Below are 13,579 nucleotides of genomic sequence, written 5' to 3'. Positions count from 1 at the left end.
ACGGCGCCTATGCCACCTTCTCCCATCCCTGGGAGCCCAAAGGGCGCGTGTAACCAATGCCGCCACCCGCCTCTGGAAGCCACTGATCTGTCTGAATGCTTCCCGCCGCTCTGATCCTTCAGGCAGCCGTTGCGCGGCTTCCCACAAGTTCACCAGCAACCGCGCCATATCGATCAATTCATTAAATTCCGGCATTCCAACGGTGCGTTGGCTCAATGTTAGGTCCTCTTGATACGAACGGACTAATATGAGGGAGGATCGCGGCTTGATGGCGCGCGGTCAGTAAGGGAAGAGAGTAATGTACAACTCGCCTTATTGATGCAGTTGCCGCGCGGAAGTACTGGCGCAGCAAAAGGTGCTCTTCTCCACGCACGCGGCGTAACATCGATCTCCAGCTTTTACTCATGTTGAAAACGAGGATCGGTCAGCATTTGCGGCATCCCTGCGTCATGTAGTCGTCATATTAGGGCCGGTGCGTTCTAGGGCTATACGCTGATAAATCGCTTGGCTTCTACCTTTACAGCCGAGGCCAAGGCGAGCTGGGTTCTCTCGCTCTCATGCGCCAGATCGTCCCAATAGGAGGCGATCAGCTTCCGCGGCGATGACTTCAACCGGATCAATAAGCGCAGCGAGTTGGATTGGTCGGGACGTTGGTGATGGACGAGGTTATCGTCCTGCCATGGGCGCATGACGTGCTTTGCAATGCGCAGCCGCTCGGCACAAGGCTGGACCGGCTGCGCACCATTGCGGGCACAGGAACGGACATGAAAGCCGCGAGTTGATCGCTGAATGGCAGAAGTCGATCCTGACAGGGCTATTCGGCTATGAGAAACATCGTGAACGAGACCGGTGAGATCGTCGCCAAGGCAACGCATGACGGCACGTTGGTCGGCGGGCACCACCGCATCGCGGTGGCGGCTAGCCTCGGTCAAAAGCTGCTTTGGCAAGACAGCGGCGAACCTGTGAGCCTTGATGCCTTCTTCAGGCATCCGCATCCGAGTAGTTCTCAGGCGGCACATAGCTTGAGGCGCCCGCTGACGTAGCGCCAACAGGACCAGCCCTCACGGAGTATGACGAGGAGCACATCATCACGTACATGCGCATGCTTGATGCTGATCAACAAGCGACGCCTGCCTTTGCCTGTAACTTTCGACCATGGCAGGCGTAGCCTTCTCGGCTAGCGCCTTGATGGTGTGGAACGGATTGTTAGGGTCGCTTGGGGTCTCGGTCGTGGCAAAGGAGGTGATACAGGCCCCGCGAAGGCAACGGGCTTGGCCACGGGAGGCTGTGGCTGCACGACTGCCGCGTCGTTCACGGGACTGCTGTGGCGGCCTACAATGTAAGCCCCTAGCGCCGTGACAACCAGTAGAACGAGTAGCGTTTTTGCCCGCATACTCGCGCCACTACCGTTAGCCGGTCTTTCGAGCATTCATGGCCCGCTCAACCTCGTCGGCTAGTTGATCCAGATGCCGCGCAAGCCGGTCGAACATCTCGCGCTTCGCTTTGTCGATAGCCAAGTCCCTGACAAGCGCGCATTCGGCCGCGTCTTTGCGCAGCTTCTCCAAATGGGTTTGATAATCCTTCATTGTCTACTGCCTGTCTTAATTTTCCGTGACGGTGGCACGGAGAACAGGAGGCTGACCTAACAAATGTTAGGTCGTGGCCGACATTCGAGAAGGGAAAGAAAGGAAGAGCGCCGCAATACGTCCGGCGCCGGCAAATCTAATCGAAGGGGGAAAGCCCACCTAACCAATCAAGCCTGGCCAGCGCGCATTCGCGGTATGTCGGCTTGGCCGGTGGCAAGGACCGCACGGCGGTCAGCGACCGCGTGGTGGAATTGTTCGAGCGCGAGCCCAATCACCGAGAGGTCGCCGTCCTCGACTGCGCCGTCGTCATAGCAATCGAGCGCGTGACGCAATATGCCGTCGGCTGTGTTCTGCATCTCCGCCAGCTCTTCCGGCGTTTCCGCCTTGCGTACCCTAGAAATCAGGTCGAGCAGTTCGTCGCGATGGCCTACGTACACTTCGCGCTCGTCCCTGTTCCAGTAGTGCTTGAACCAGGCGCCGGCCGAGCCCAAGCCCGACAGGATCAGGATCGCGAACCAGATGTAGTCGGTGTATTTTTCGAGGAACGTTCGCTCGTTGCCGTCGATATAGGCGGCTGCGCCAGCATGCGCCGGTAGTGCGGCGTCCTTTTCGGTATCCGGCTTCTCGATCTGCGAGGCGGTAGGCAATTCACGCGCGAGCTGCTGGCGGTTGGTGAAGAGCTGGCGGGCGAAGGCGGCGACCGCCGTATCCGACAATGACTTCGGCGCGATGATCAGATGGTTGACGGCAACGGTGTCGACCTTGTCTTCCGGCCGCTGCGGCGAAGAGCCGAAGATGCTGGCGGGAATTTCCTCGGATTCGTAGATCGGGTTTTTCTTGGCGATCGCGTCGGAAACCTCGATCGGCAGGAATTTCGGCTCGCCGCGGGCAGCAGCCGTTGCAGCGATCGCGTCCACGGTGATCTTGCTCTTGAGCGGGCCTACCGCCATGAAGGCGTCGACCGACTGATCTTTCGCCATTTCGCCGAGCTGATTGGTGGCGAACTGGCTGATCGTGACCCTATCGGGATTGATGCCGGACTCCTTTAGAATACTGCGCAACAGCGCGACATTGGCCTGCGTCCGCCCGATCACGCCGACGCGGTGGCCGGCCAGTTCATCGAGACTCTTGATCTTGGGCGTGGGCTGCTTCTTCGAACCCTTGGCGGGAAGGCCGGAGGGCGCCCACAGCACGACGACATTCTTGCGCAGGATGGCAACCGACTCGGCATTCGTCGGCAGGTTCAGGTCGCCGCGGGCGACGGCGAGATCGGCCTTGCCGTCCGTGAACAGGGCGATGCTCTCCACCGCCCCTTCCGTCGTGATCGGCGTCAGTCGCACCGAGCTGCCCTCGCGCGCAAAGGTCTGCGCCATCAACTGGATCAGCTTCTGGTCGTCGCTGCCGGCCGGGCCGACCGCAATCCGCAGCGTCGTCGGCCGCAGCACGTAATACAACGTGCCCGCGGCGACGCCGAACGCGAGCATGCCGGCGGCAAGGATCAGAAGCGCATAGCTCTTTCGCTTCCGCCGGCGGCGGGATCGCGCAGAATTGTCGTTGTGGTCTGTCATCTCGCTGTCACGTTACACGAAAATGCGTGGAGGGGGCTTAAAAACATCCTTACATATCGATGACGTCATACGCTTGAAATATCCATGGCTGAACGTCGGATTTGAGAATCATTAATCTCGGGTCCGGGACATGAAGATATTGATTGCGACCGATGCGTGGCATCCGCAGGTGAACGGTGTCGTCCGCACGCTGACGTCGCTGGCGCGCAGCGCCGCTGCGCTCGATGCCGATATCAGCTTCCTCACCCCGGACGGGTTTCCTTCCCTCGGCGTGCCGACCTATCCCGGCTTACGCGTCGCGCTGCCGAACCGGCGCGAGATCGCGCGACGGATCGAAGAGGCGGCGCCCGACGCGATCCATATCGCAACCGAGGGGCCGATCGGCTGGATGGTGCGCGCCTATTGCCGGCGCCGCAAGCTTTCGTTCACCACGTCCTATACGACGCGCTTTCCCGAATATATCGCCGTCCGCACCGGGCTGCCGGCCGCCGTCGGCTATGCGGTGCTGCGGCAGTTTCATGCCGCGTCTTCCACGGTCATGGTCGCCACCGACTCGCTGCGGCAGGAACTTACTGGGCGGGGCTTTCGGAAACTCGGCTTCTGGACGCGCGGCGTCGACACCGAATTGTTCAACCCGCATAATCCAGCGACGCTCGATCTGCCGCGGCCGATCTTCATGACGATGGGCCGCGTCGCGGTGGAGAAGAATCTCGATGCGTTTCTGTCGCTCGACCTGCCGGGATCGAAAGTGGTTGTCGGCGACGGACCGCAGAAGGCGCAGCTCGCGCAAAAATACCCTGACGCAATTTTCCTCGGCGAGAAGAAGGGCGCGGAGTTGACCGCGCATCTGGCCGCCGCCGACGTCTTCGTATTTCCGAGCCTTACCGACACGTTCGGCGTCGTGCAGCTTGAGGCATTGGCCTGCGGCACCCCGGTCGCGGCATTCCCGGTCACCGGGCCAAAGGACGTCATTGCCGATCATCCGATCGGCGCGCTCGACACCGATCTGCGCAGCGCGTGCTTGCGCGCGCTGCCGATGTCGCGCGAGGCCTGCCGGAATTTTGCGCTGGCGCGCTCTTGGGAAAACAGCGCGCGGCAGTTCCTCGGCAATCTGACCGCGCTGCAGCCGAGTCGCGTGTTGCGACCGGTGCGCCGGGCGCCTGCCGCGAGCGCCGTGCAGGGCTGAACCGAAAAGTTCGACCATCAACGCAAGTCATACGCGTGAGACGAGAAGGCAGAACCAACCATGGCAGACATCATCAAGCTTGACGGTACCAGATCCCTGGATTTCGACCGCGAAACGGTCGAGCAGGCCTACGATCGCTGGGCGCCGGTTTACGACCTCGTGTTCGGGGGCGTGTTCAGCAAGGGCCGCAAGGCGGCGATCCAGGCGACCAACAAGATCGGCGGCCGCGTGCTCGAGGTCGGCGTCGGCACCGGCATTTCGCTGCCGCTATACGCGCCGCATCTGCGCATCTTCGGCACCGACATTTCGGAAGCGATGCTGCAGAAGGCGAAGAAGCGCGTCGATGAACTCGGCCTGAAGAACGTCGAGGGCCTTGCCGTCATGGACGCCGAGAATCTCGAATTCCCCGACGATTGCTTCGACGTGGTGATGGCGCAGTATGTGGTCACTGCCGTGCCGAACCCCGAAAAAGCACTCGACGAATTCGCCCGCGTGCTGCGGCCGGGCGGCGAACTCATCATCCTCACCCGCGTCAGCGCCGATGCCGGCATGCGCCGCTTCATCGAGCAGCGGCTGCAGCCGGTGGTGCGTCCGCTCGGCTTCCGCACCGCCGAATTCGCCTGGTCGCGCTATGCGCAATGGCTGGCGGGCGCGCGCGGCATGGAGCTGGCGGAGCGCCGCCTGGTGCCGCCGCTCGGTCACTTCTCGCTGGTGCGCTTTCGGAAAATCGACGTCGCCGCGGCTGCCTGACGTGCCCTGATCTCCGTTGCGCCATCGCGCCGCTGCGAACTGTCACATGTCATTATCATGATGTCACATGCCGGACATCGAATCTCAGTAGACCCGATCCCATCGCAATTTGGGGGAGAACATGATCAAGAACTTTCTGCAGGAACTGCGTACCCAGCGCTGGGACGACCATCGCTACTATCACCACAGCCGCATCAACCAGTCGCTGCACTTCGTCAGCGCGGCGAGCTTCCTGTTCGCCTACGCGATGCTGTTCTTCGATCCCGTGGTTTCGGCGCTGGTCGGCTGGCTGGTCTCGATGACGACGCGGCAGGCCGGCCACTTCTTCTTCGAGCCGCGCGGCTACGACCACGTCAACCAGGCAACCCACGAGCACAAGGAAGAGATCAAGGTCGGCTACAATCTGCAGCGCAAGGTCGTGCTGATGACGATCTGGGCGCTGTCGCCGCTGGTCTTGTATCTCGACCCGACCTTGTTCGGCCTGTTCACGCCCTGGACGTCGCCTGCGGACTTCATGCGGCAGGTCGCCAAGATCTGGCTTGCGGTCGGCATCGGCGGGCTGTTGTTCCGCACTGTCCATCTGTTTTTCATCCGCGACGTCGAGACCGGTCTGGTCTGGATGACCAAGATCCTCACCGACCCCTTCAGCGACCTGAAGCTGTACTACAAGGCGCCGCTGGCTCTCATGAAGGGCGAGCTGATCGATCCGGGTCTGGAGAAGCACGTCAAGCACGCGTGATTGTCGCGGCTTGATCCAGCGAGGCGTCATGGCCGGGCTTGTCCCGGCCATCCACGTTCTTGGGCACCAGCAATCTGCAATGTCAGTAGCAAGAAAGACGTGGATGGCCGGGACAAGCCCGGCCATGACGAAAGAGTCGATTGATATGCTACGAACTCTCAGCCCGTCATTGCGAGCGAAGCGACTCGTCCGCCGTAGCTTTAGCGAAGGCGGAAGCAATCCATCTCTCCGCGCGGGGATACATGGATTGCTTCGTCGCGGAGCCTGTCATCGGGCGGCGCTTCGCGCCGACCCGTTGGCTCCTCGCAATGACGAGAGTGGTCAAGATCAGGCGATGATGGCAGACGGAAGCGCGTTCCTAGCGCCGAAGCCTCTTGGCGAGCATCTCCCGCAGAATCCGCCGCTTGATATCCTTGTTCGTCAGCGAGCCATCATGCCACCACCAGCCGTCGCGCTTCATCTTCTCGCTGGCCGCGATAAATCGGTCGACCACCTCAGCGAAATCCGCATCCGTGTAGTTGAGGCTGAAGATCAGCCGGCCGGTGCCGACCCAGCTCAGCGCCAACCCTTCGGCGCGCAGGTAGTATTGCAGCATCCAGTTGTAGCGGGACGGCTCGGTATATTGCACCGTCCAGATCGAGGAGATGTTGCTGACGCGGACCGGCAGATCCTGCGCGGCCAGCCGCTCGTTCAGCGCCTTGGCGCGGCCGTTCCAGGTCTCGTCGAGCCCCTGGTAGACGGCATTGAAATTCGGGCTGGCGAGGCGGCTGAGGAATTCGTCCATCGCCGTCATCACGTAAGGGTGCGAATTGAAGGTGCCGCGGGCAAAGCAGACGTCGGCGGGGCGATCGTCGCGGAAGCGCCGCATCAAGTCCTTGGCGCCGCAGACCACGCCGACCGGCAAGCCGCCGGCGAGGCTCTTGCCGTAGGTCACCATATCGGCGCGCACGCCGAAATATTCCTGGGCTCCGCCGGCGGCGAGGCGGAAGCCGACGAAGACTTCGTCGAAGATCAAGACGATGCCGCGTTGGGTGCAAACCTCGCGCAATTTCTTCAGCCAGTCGGTATAGGCCGCACGATCGAACGCGCCTTTTCGCGAACTGTCGACGAGTGCGGAATCGCCCGGCGCGTTGGCGTTCGGATGCAACGCCTGCAAGGGATTGACCAGCACGCAGGCGATGTTCTTGCGCGTGCGCAGCACATGCAGCGTGCGCTCCGACATGTCGGCCAGCGTATAGGTCTCGTGCGGCGAAACCGGATTGCCGACGCCGGGCTGCACGTCGCCCCACCAGCCGTGATAGGCGCCGGCAAAGCGAACCAGATGCGAGCGTTTGGTGTGATAGCGCGCCAGTCGCACCGCCTGCATGACGGCCTCGGTGCCGGACATGTGGAACGAGACTTCGTCGAGGCCGGAAATCTCGCACAGCCGGCGGACGTTGTCGGTGATGACGGGGTGATAGGGGCCGAGCACAGGACCCAGCGCGCGGGCGCGCTTTTCGGCTTCCGTGATGCACTCCTTGTAGAAGTCGTTGCCGAAAATGTTGACGCCGTAGGAGCCGGTCAGGTCGTAGAAGATGTTGCCGTCGACATCGGTGACGGTGACGCCGGCGGAAGACTGCATGAAGGCGCCGGTGCCGAGATTTTCGCGCACCAGCCGGCTGTACTGGAACGGCACCCGATAGGTTTCCGTAAACTGCAGGTCGGAGATGTGCGTCGCGGCCTCGGCCGTCATCTGCCGGCCCTTGGCGTAGCGCTCCTCGTAGAGGCAGGCGAGCCGGAAGAAGGCGTCCTGCCGTTGCATGGCGACATCGCTGGGCGCGCCGTCGGAAGCGAAGAAATCGTCGATATCGAATTCGTAATGCGGCACCAGCCGCGCGACCATCTTGGACATTTTGGAATGTCCGGTCAGCGAGCGGTGTTTTGCGCGCGACAGCGCCAGCCGCGCCTGCAATTTGGGGAACACTGCCGCGGCGCCAGCAACCGCAGCGGCGGACAGGGAAAGAATCGGAAGGGACGAATCCATGCCTGAAGCGCTAGCCAATCCTGCTGACAGATTGATGACAGTCCGGCGCCTGATCGCCCGCTTCACCCAACAGGAAGACCTCAATTTCCTTCTGACCAACCGCATCCCGCGGGCGGCGCTGACCCGCTTCATGGGCTGGTTCAGCAAGATCGAAAATCCGCTCGTGCGCGATTTCTCGATTGGCTGCTGGCGGCTGTTTTCCGATCTTGATCTGTCGGAAGCCAAGAAAGCCGAATTCAAGAGCCTGCACGATTGCTTTACGCGCGAGCTGCGCCCGGGGCTGCGGCCGGCGGATCCCGACCCGCACGTCGTCGTCAGCCCGTCCGACGGTATCATCGGCGCGTTCGGCAAGATCGCCGATACCGAGCTGTTTCAGATCAAGGGCGCGCCTTACTCGCTGATCGACCTGCTCGGCGATCCCGCGCTGGTCGAGCAGCATCGCAACGGCCGATTCCTGACGCTCAGGCTGACGTCGAGCATGTATCACCGCTTTCACGCGCCGTATGACGCCACGATCAAGAGGGTGACATTTATCCACGGCGATGTCTGGAACGTCAATCCGATCGCGCTGAAGCGGGTCGAGCGTCTGTTCTGCAAGAACGAGCGCGCCGTGCTGCAGGCGCGGTTGCCATCGGGCGAGGCGCTGACGCTGGTACCGGTTGCCGCCATTCTCGTCGCCAGCATCCGCCTGCATTTCCTCGATGTCACACTCAACGCGCAGAGCAGGGGACCGGTGGACTTCGCCTGCCTTGCGCGGGTCAAGAAAGGCGACGAGCTCGGCTGGTTCGAGCACGGCTCGACCATCATCGTGCTGGCGCCGGAGAATTTCGAATTTTGCGACAACGTCGCGGAGGGCGGGCGCATCCGCGCCGGCGAACGACTGTTGCGAAAGCCGCAGGTTTAAGCTCGATTCTCGGAACTATTGTCTCTATATGCTCGCGGTCGCAGTTGCGAAAAAGCGGGAAGAGATAGATGGCGAGAGCGCCTGTCATGGCGGCAGGAGGAATCGTGTTGCGGCAGGCGGAGCCGCCGCTGATCGCCGTGGTGCGCCTGCGCAAGCGCAATGAATGGGTCTTGCCGAAGGGCAAGCTCGACGACGGCGAGACGCCGCGCGCCGCTGCCGAACGCGAGGTGATGGAAGAAACCGGGCACGACGTTGCCGTGCATGAATTTCTGGGTACGCTGGCCTATGAATCGCGCGGCGGCGCCAAGGTGGTGCATTACTGGCGCATGGAGGCGGGTGATCTGCCCACGCGCACACCGATGCGCGACGTGAAGGCGGTGGACTGGCTGCCGCTCGCCGACGCCGTCAAACGGCTGTCGCGCGGCTATGAGCGCGCGTTTCTGGAAAATGTCGGGCCGATCGCAATGGCAGCGGCGAATGGTGTGGAAGGCGTAGCGTTGCCGATGTCGGTGCACCCTGTCGAGGTGCCCCAAGCCCAGCGTGTGGGCTTTCTTCAAAATCTGCTTCGGTTATTCCGCTAACTAGTGTCCCGGGCGCGATGCAGCACGCCGGCGCTGCGTCGCAGAACCGGGACCCACATTGCGCGGCTGGGAATGATAGGCCCCAGCTCTGCGGGGCACCGCTGCGTGGCGCACCGCGTCAGGGAATGACGAGAGTGGTTGGCGATTGTACTCAGCTCACGCGTTTCCAGGTCTGGCCGCCGCAGAACATGCCTCCGAAGGCGCAGCCCTGGACGCGCAGTGAGCTGGTGCCCTTCAGCGCGATCGTCGAGTCGTAGTTGCGGCCGCTGTCGGGATCATGAATCCGGCCGGTCCACTTGCTGCCCTGCGGCTTCATGTTGATCAGGATCCTTTCCCCGGTGTTGACGGAATAGCCGCACAGGTTGGCGCCGCATTGCTCGATGCGCACGTTGCCCTTGTTCTCTTCCGTCGCCCAGACGCCGATCGGCGAGTCGGCAGCGGGCGCTGCGGCCTCGGCCGGTTGCGGTGCAGGCGCGGCGGCGGCCGGGGCGGGCGGCGGAGGCGGAGCGGGCGGTGCTTCGGTTTGTGCCGGCGTCGCGGCCGCGACGGTGGTTTGAGCGGGCGCAGGCGTTGCAGTTGGTGCCGCGGGAGCCGCAGGCTGCGGCGCGGCGGCCTGGGCGGGTGCAGGAGCGGGTGCCGCGGGTTTGGCCGGCGCGGTCGCGACGACCTCATCGTCGTCCTTGCTCTTCGAGCCCAAGCCCTTGAGGTCGATGTTGCCGAGCGTGCCGTTATAGCCGGGCGCGGTAATCTTGATGCAGGAAATGGCGTTGCAGCTGCGCGGCGATTCGACACGAATGCGCTCGCCGTTGATCTGGAGGGTAATGCCGCCCGCATGCGCCGAGGTGGTGGCCATCAACAATGCGGCGAGGATGTACAGCTTCTTCATGAGAGCCTCCTGAGCGGCTTGTGCGCGGTGGCGGTGAACGTGGCCGGACCCTACGCGGGCACAGGGATAAGCTCTGTGATGCAGGTCACGAAGCATCAGGCAGCGCCGAAGTGGCTCGGTGATTCAAATCACATCCAGCCGAAGTTCCCGGCGACTAATTTTCCGCGATCATCCGCGGGAGGCTTCGATGAAACAGATTTGTTTTCTCGCCGTGCTGATGCTGCTTGGTTCTTCAGCCCATGCCGGCGCGATTTCATTCAAGATCGGCAGCCATCGGGTGCACATCGAACCCTCCAGGCATTGCCGTTCGACGTCCTGTGCCTCGATGTCGGTCTCCAGAAGCCTCAACTGGCGCCACAAACGCGACCGCCATGGCAATGATCGCGATGGGGCCATGCCGGCGAAGCCTGCACCACAGACGGTTTCGCCGCCTGTGCCGCCATCGGAGCCGCCCAAGGCCATCGCCGCGCCCCCGCCGGCCGTCTACACCCCGGCCGCATCGATGACGCAAATCGTCGCGGCGCCACTGCCGCCTGCGCCCCCGCCGGCTCAGCAGGTTTCGATTCCATTGCCGCTGCCGCCACCGCCAGCGAAACCGGCCGAAACTGTCCAGCCTGCGCTACAGGCTGAACGCGTCTCGCGTCAGGCCGAGGATGAACCTTCGGATTCGCCGATCGGCGACTGGCAAACCGAGGGCAAGGGAAGGGTGCGGATCGGAAAATGCGGCAGTGCGCTGTGCGGCTATGTGCTCAATTCATCCTCGAACGAGAAGGGTGAGGCTATTCTGATCAACATGAAGCCGAAGACGGAAAGGCAATGGACCGGCGGCGTCTACAGCCAGGACAGCGGCGAGACGTATTACGGCACGATGTCGATGAAGAGGGTCGATACGCTTCGCGTCGAGGCCTGCGCGTTTCTCCGCTTCTACTGCTCCGGTAACAATTGGAGCCGCATCATGCGCCGCGCCGACAGCCTGGTGATGGTGTCCGAGCCGCGCTCATGAATGGCTCGCGAAAACGCCCGGTGACTTGGCCACCGGGCGTTCGGGTCCATTGTCTGGACGGGTAGTCTAGAACACGCCAAGTACAATCGCGCCGACGAAGGCAATTGCAACATACGCGGTTACAAGGCCAAGTCTGCTGACGAGAGGACCTACGAAATCCATTGGGAAGGCTCCCTGGGTTCACGTCTGCCCGCACCTAACACTTAAGGTTAGCAAAACGTTCCCGGCCCAAAAAGTCAGCGCCGCTGTCCATCCAGGGCTCTCGACGGCCGGAAGCCCCGGCAACGTGGTAAAAAAATCGTTAAATCAACATGTTGAAGAGTCTTTAAATAAATTGGTTGAACGTGCGCGGGATGACGCGCGGAGTTCGTTTGTATCTCGTCGGCTCCTTCGTCCTCGTCTCGCTAGCGGGTTGTGGCCGCGGATTTTTTCAGTCCGCCGAGCGCGAACCGTGGCGTACCGAGGCTGAGATCGCTTGCCTGAAGTCCGGCGCGGTCAAAGAGAGCCCGGAGCTCGTCCGGATCGATCCGATCTCCGGTCCCGGCGTGTGCGGCGCGGAATATCCGCTGAAAGTGGCGGCGCTCGGCGAAAACAACACCTCTTTCGGCTTTGCCGACGAAAGCCTGCGGCCGCCCGCCAATATCGGTAATCAGCCGCGCTGGCCGATCGCGCGCGCCCCGGCAGCGGCTCCGTCCCAAGGAAACTATTCCGGAAACTATTCCGGGAACTCTTCTGGGAGCTATTCTGGAAACTATCCGGATCCGGCGCCGCGCCAGCCGAACTATGCTGCGTCGTCGAACGGTCCGATCTCGCTCTCCGCACCGGGTGTTGCCTCGCAGCAGGATGATATCGATCTGCCGCCCGAAGGCGTGCCGACGCCACACGGCGGCGGCTATGCGGCGCCACCGTCCTATCCACCGCGTGACCGTTATACCGCGCCGTCTCCTGCGCCGTATCCGCCGCCATCCTATCCGCCATCGCCGGCCGCGCCGCGGCTCGGGCCTCCGCAAGGCAATTCCGTCAGCGCCTTCGGTCAGGTCTCGATGAAGCCGGCGGCGACGCTGGCGTGTCCGATCGTCTCCGCGCTCGACCGCTGGCTCACCGATTCCGTGCAGCCGGCGGCGATGCGCTGGTTCGGCGTGCGCGTCGTCGAGATCAAGCAGATCTCGGCCTATTCCTGCCGCGGCATGAACGGCAATCCGCATGCGCATATTTCCGAGCACGCGTTCGGCAACGCGCTCGACATCGCAGCCTTCACGCTCGCCGACGGCAGGCGCATCACGGTCAAGGGCGGCTGGCGCGGCGTGCCGGAAGAGCAGGGCTTTCTGCGCGACGTGCAGGCGGCCGCCTGCCAGCAGTTCAACACCGTGCTGGCGCCGGGCTCCAACTCCCACCACGAGGATCACATTCACGTCGACCTGATGCGCCGTCCCTCGCGCCGCACCATCTGTCAGCCCGCCGCGGTATCAGGCGAACAGGTCGCCGCGCGCGCCCAGCGTAACCCTTACGCGTCACGCGATCCGTATTCGACGGGATCGCTCGGAGCCAAGAAATCGATCTCGCGCTGGTTCAGGGGCAACAGCAAGGTCAATGAGGAAGACGAGTACGAGGATCATTAGAATTCGTCGCGTGCAGGAGCGATTTTCCGCTCTGGCTTCGATGGACGAAGACGGACGCGGCTAGCTAGACAATACGAATATCCGTCAATCGAAAATCGTTTCCCTTGCAAAGCAAGGGAACATTCATTTCCTTTGCCAGGGCGTATGAGAAGCAGTCTCCGTAGTTCAATGCTGCAGCATGGCCGGTGCCTTCTCCGAACCGTACGTGGGCTGAGCGGGCCGCACGCGCCTGTTCCTGCGTTACCGGTTCGATCCGGATTCCCGCCGCTTCAATGAAGTCATCCAGCCCTCGCTCCGCCTTGTCCGGAGCGACCTTCTTCAGTCCGCGCAGCACAATCGAAGTCTCTACGACGTTGGCGGACGACATGATTGGATCATCGTCGGTAGCGATGCATCGAGCATAATGCGAGGCATCATCTTCCTGCCGGAAGATCGCAACGATTGCAGAGCTATCAATGACGATCACGTTGGCAGGCCGTTTTCGTCGTATCCAAGAATCTCTTCAGGGCTTCGTCCACTGTCGGGTAAGGCCGCATATCGGCTGCCTATCTTCATCAGCCGTGCGGCGACATTGTCGGTGTTGCGCCGTCGACGCTCGCGAGCCAAACGTTCACGCAACGCCACGGTTACAGCCGATGTAAGGTTCTCGCCCGTGAGCTGAGCCAATTCGGTAGCCAGCTTATGTGCTTCATCGTTCTTGATGTTCAGGTGCATAGTCGCCGCCTCATGTGATG

At 62.3% G+C, this 13,579-nt stretch carries 14 protein-coding genes; 7 read left to right on the top strand and 7 right to left on the bottom strand.

Annotated elements, in window-relative coordinates:
- Positions 1–485 precede the first annotated feature (485 nt).
- The 3 genes from V1278_RS31715 to V1278_RS31705 all read right to left on the bottom strand — a co-directional run bounded on the left by V1278_RS31715 (position 486) and on the right by V1278_RS31705 (position 3,154).
- Positions 486–989 (bottom strand): hypothetical protein, encoded by a 504-nt coding sequence (locus tag V1278_RS31715; protein WP_334367384.1) that lies wholly within the window; start codon positions 987–989, stop codon positions 486–488.
- Between the two features lie 420 nt (positions 990–1,409).
- A complete protein-coding gene (locus tag V1278_RS31710; protein WP_334367385.1) occupies positions 1,410–1,586 on the bottom strand; it encodes a hypothetical protein in 177 nt (58 codons plus the stop codon).
- A gap of 167 nt (positions 1,587–1,753) precedes the next feature.
- Entirely contained in the window at positions 1,754–3,154 is a 1,401-nt protein-coding gene (locus V1278_RS31705) for a TAXI family TRAP transporter solute-binding subunit (protein ID WP_334367386.1), read from the bottom strand.
- A 130-nt stretch (positions 3,155–3,284) separates the two neighbouring features.
- Here V1278_RS31705 and V1278_RS31700 point away from each other — a divergent pair, with 130 nt between their 5' ends.
- From V1278_RS31700 to V1278_RS31690, 3 genes are all read left to right on the top strand, one after another.
- A complete protein-coding gene (locus V1278_RS31700; RefSeq protein WP_334367387.1) occupies positions 3,285–4,340 on the top strand; it encodes a glycosyltransferase family 4 protein in 1,056 nt (351 codons plus the stop codon).
- Between the two features lie 60 nt (positions 4,341–4,400).
- Complete coding sequence (locus tag V1278_RS31695; protein ID WP_065749648.1) at positions 4,401–5,090, top strand: class I SAM-dependent methyltransferase; 690 nt, start codon at positions 4,401–4,403, stop codon at positions 5,088–5,090.
- Positions 5,091–5,211: 121 nt separating this feature from the next.
- Positions 5,212–5,829, top strand: a complete 618-nt coding sequence (locus V1278_RS31690; protein WP_334367388.1) for a hypothetical protein — start codon at positions 5,212–5,214, stop codon at positions 5,827–5,829.
- A 358-nt stretch (positions 5,830–6,187) separates the two neighbouring features.
- On the opposite strand, the gene V1278_RS31685 is transcribed toward V1278_RS31690, so the two are convergent.
- The gene (locus V1278_RS31685) at positions 6,188–7,852 is read right to left on the bottom strand and encodes an aminotransferase class III-fold pyridoxal phosphate-dependent enzyme (RefSeq protein ID WP_334383461.1); all 1,665 of its coding nucleotides are present in this window, start codon (positions 7,850–7,852) and stop codon (positions 6,188–6,190) included.
- A gap of 34 nt (positions 7,853–7,886) precedes the next feature.
- Between V1278_RS31685 and asd the strand changes: the two genes are divergently transcribed.
- Entirely contained in the window at positions 7,887–8,756 is an 870-nt protein-coding gene (gene asd / locus V1278_RS31680) for an archaetidylserine decarboxylase (protein WP_334384301.1), read from the top strand.
- Between the two features lie 68 nt (positions 8,757–8,824).
- A complete protein-coding gene (locus V1278_RS31675) occupies positions 8,825–9,337 on the top strand; it encodes an NUDIX hydrolase (protein WP_334367390.1) in 513 nt (170 codons plus the stop codon).
- A 151-nt stretch (positions 9,338–9,488) separates the two neighbouring features.
- Here the strand turns inward: V1278_RS31675 and V1278_RS31670 are convergent, their stop codons facing one another.
- On the bottom strand, positions 9,489–10,223 hold the full coding sequence (locus V1278_RS31670; protein WP_334383460.1) for a DUF2147 domain-containing protein: 735 nt from the start codon (positions 10,221–10,223) through the stop codon (positions 9,489–9,491).
- 187 nt (positions 10,224–10,410) lie between these two features.
- On the opposite strand from V1278_RS31670, the gene V1278_RS31665 reads away from it, so the two are divergent.
- Positions 10,411–11,226: a DUF2147 domain-containing protein gene (locus V1278_RS31665; protein ID WP_334383459.1), complete on the top strand. Its 816-nt coding sequence runs from the start codon at positions 10,411–10,413 to the stop codon at positions 11,224–11,226.
- Between the two features lie 353 nt (positions 11,227–11,579).
- Positions 11,580–12,845, top strand: coding sequence for an extensin-like domain-containing protein (locus V1278_RS31660; protein WP_334383458.1), 1,266 nt, complete (start codon positions 11,580–11,582; stop codon positions 12,843–12,845).
- 64 nt (positions 12,846–12,909) lie between these two features.
- On the opposite strand, the gene V1278_RS31655 is transcribed toward V1278_RS31660, so the two are convergent.
- Together V1278_RS31655 and V1278_RS31650 are read right to left on the bottom strand one after the other, a co-directional pair.
- A complete protein-coding gene (locus V1278_RS31655) occupies positions 12,910–13,311 on the bottom strand; it encodes a type II toxin-antitoxin system VapC family toxin (protein WP_334383457.1) in 402 nt (133 codons plus the stop codon).
- The gene (locus V1278_RS31650; RefSeq protein WP_334367395.1) at positions 13,308–13,559 is read right to left on the bottom strand and encodes a type II toxin-antitoxin system VapB family antitoxin; all 252 of its coding nucleotides are present in this window, start codon (positions 13,557–13,559) and stop codon (positions 13,308–13,310) included. The genes V1278_RS31655 and V1278_RS31650 overlap by 4 nt, the downstream gene beginning before the upstream one ends.
- Between the last annotated feature and the right edge of the window lie 20 nt (positions 13,560–13,579).

This window comes from Bradyrhizobium sp. AZCC 1577, from assembly GCF_036924575.1.
Lineage (GTDB): Bacteria > Pseudomonadota > Alphaproteobacteria > Rhizobiales > Xanthobacteraceae > Bradyrhizobium.
Note: the sequence above shows the minus strand (reverse complement) of the source record. Positions and strands in the feature narration are given on the sequence as shown.

What these genes read in the sequence shown, in the direction of transcription:
- V1278_RS31715 (WP_334367384.1), bottom strand. Translation starts at nt 989, where the DNA reads ATGCCTGAAGAAGGCATCAAGGCTCACAGGTTCGCCGCTGTCTTGCCA.
- V1278_RS31710 (WP_334367385.1), bottom strand. Translation starts at nt 1,586, where the DNA reads ATGAAGGATTATCAAACCCATTTGGAGAAGCTGCGCAAAGACGCGGCC.
- V1278_RS31705 (WP_334367386.1), bottom strand. Translation starts at nt 3,154, where the DNA reads ATGACAGACCACAACGACAATTCTGCGCGATCCCGCCGCCGGCGGAAG.
- V1278_RS31700 (WP_334367387.1), top strand. Translation starts at nt 3,285, where the DNA reads ATGAAGATATTGATTGCGACCGATGCGTGGCATCCGCAGGTGAACGGT.
- V1278_RS31695 (WP_065749648.1), top strand. Translation starts at nt 4,401, where the DNA reads ATGGCAGACATCATCAAGCTTGACGGTACCAGATCCCTGGATTTCGAC.
- V1278_RS31690 (WP_334367388.1), top strand. Translation starts at nt 5,212, where the DNA reads ATGATCAAGAACTTTCTGCAGGAACTGCGTACCCAGCGCTGGGACGAC.
- V1278_RS31685 (WP_334383461.1), bottom strand. Translation starts at nt 7,852, where the DNA reads ATGGATTCGTCCCTTCCGATTCTTTCCCTGTCCGCCGCTGCGGTTGCT.
- asd (WP_334384301.1), top strand. Translation starts at nt 7,887, where the DNA reads ATGACAGTCCGGCGCCTGATCGCCCGCTTCACCCAACAGGAAGACCTC.
- V1278_RS31675 (WP_334367390.1), top strand. Translation starts at nt 8,825, where the DNA reads ATGGCGAGAGCGCCTGTCATGGCGGCAGGAGGAATCGTGTTGCGGCAG.
- V1278_RS31670 (WP_334383460.1), bottom strand. Translation starts at nt 10,223, where the DNA reads ATGAAGAAGCTGTACATCCTCGCCGCATTGTTGATGGCCACCACCTCG.
- V1278_RS31665 (WP_334383459.1), top strand. Translation starts at nt 10,411, where the DNA reads ATGAAACAGATTTGTTTTCTCGCCGTGCTGATGCTGCTTGGTTCTTCA.
- V1278_RS31660 (WP_334383458.1), top strand. Translation starts at nt 11,580, where the DNA reads ATGACGCGCGGAGTTCGTTTGTATCTCGTCGGCTCCTTCGTCCTCGTC.
- V1278_RS31650 (WP_334367395.1), bottom strand. Translation starts at nt 13,559, where the DNA reads ATGCACCTGAACATCAAGAACGATGAAGCACATAAGCTGGCTACCGAA.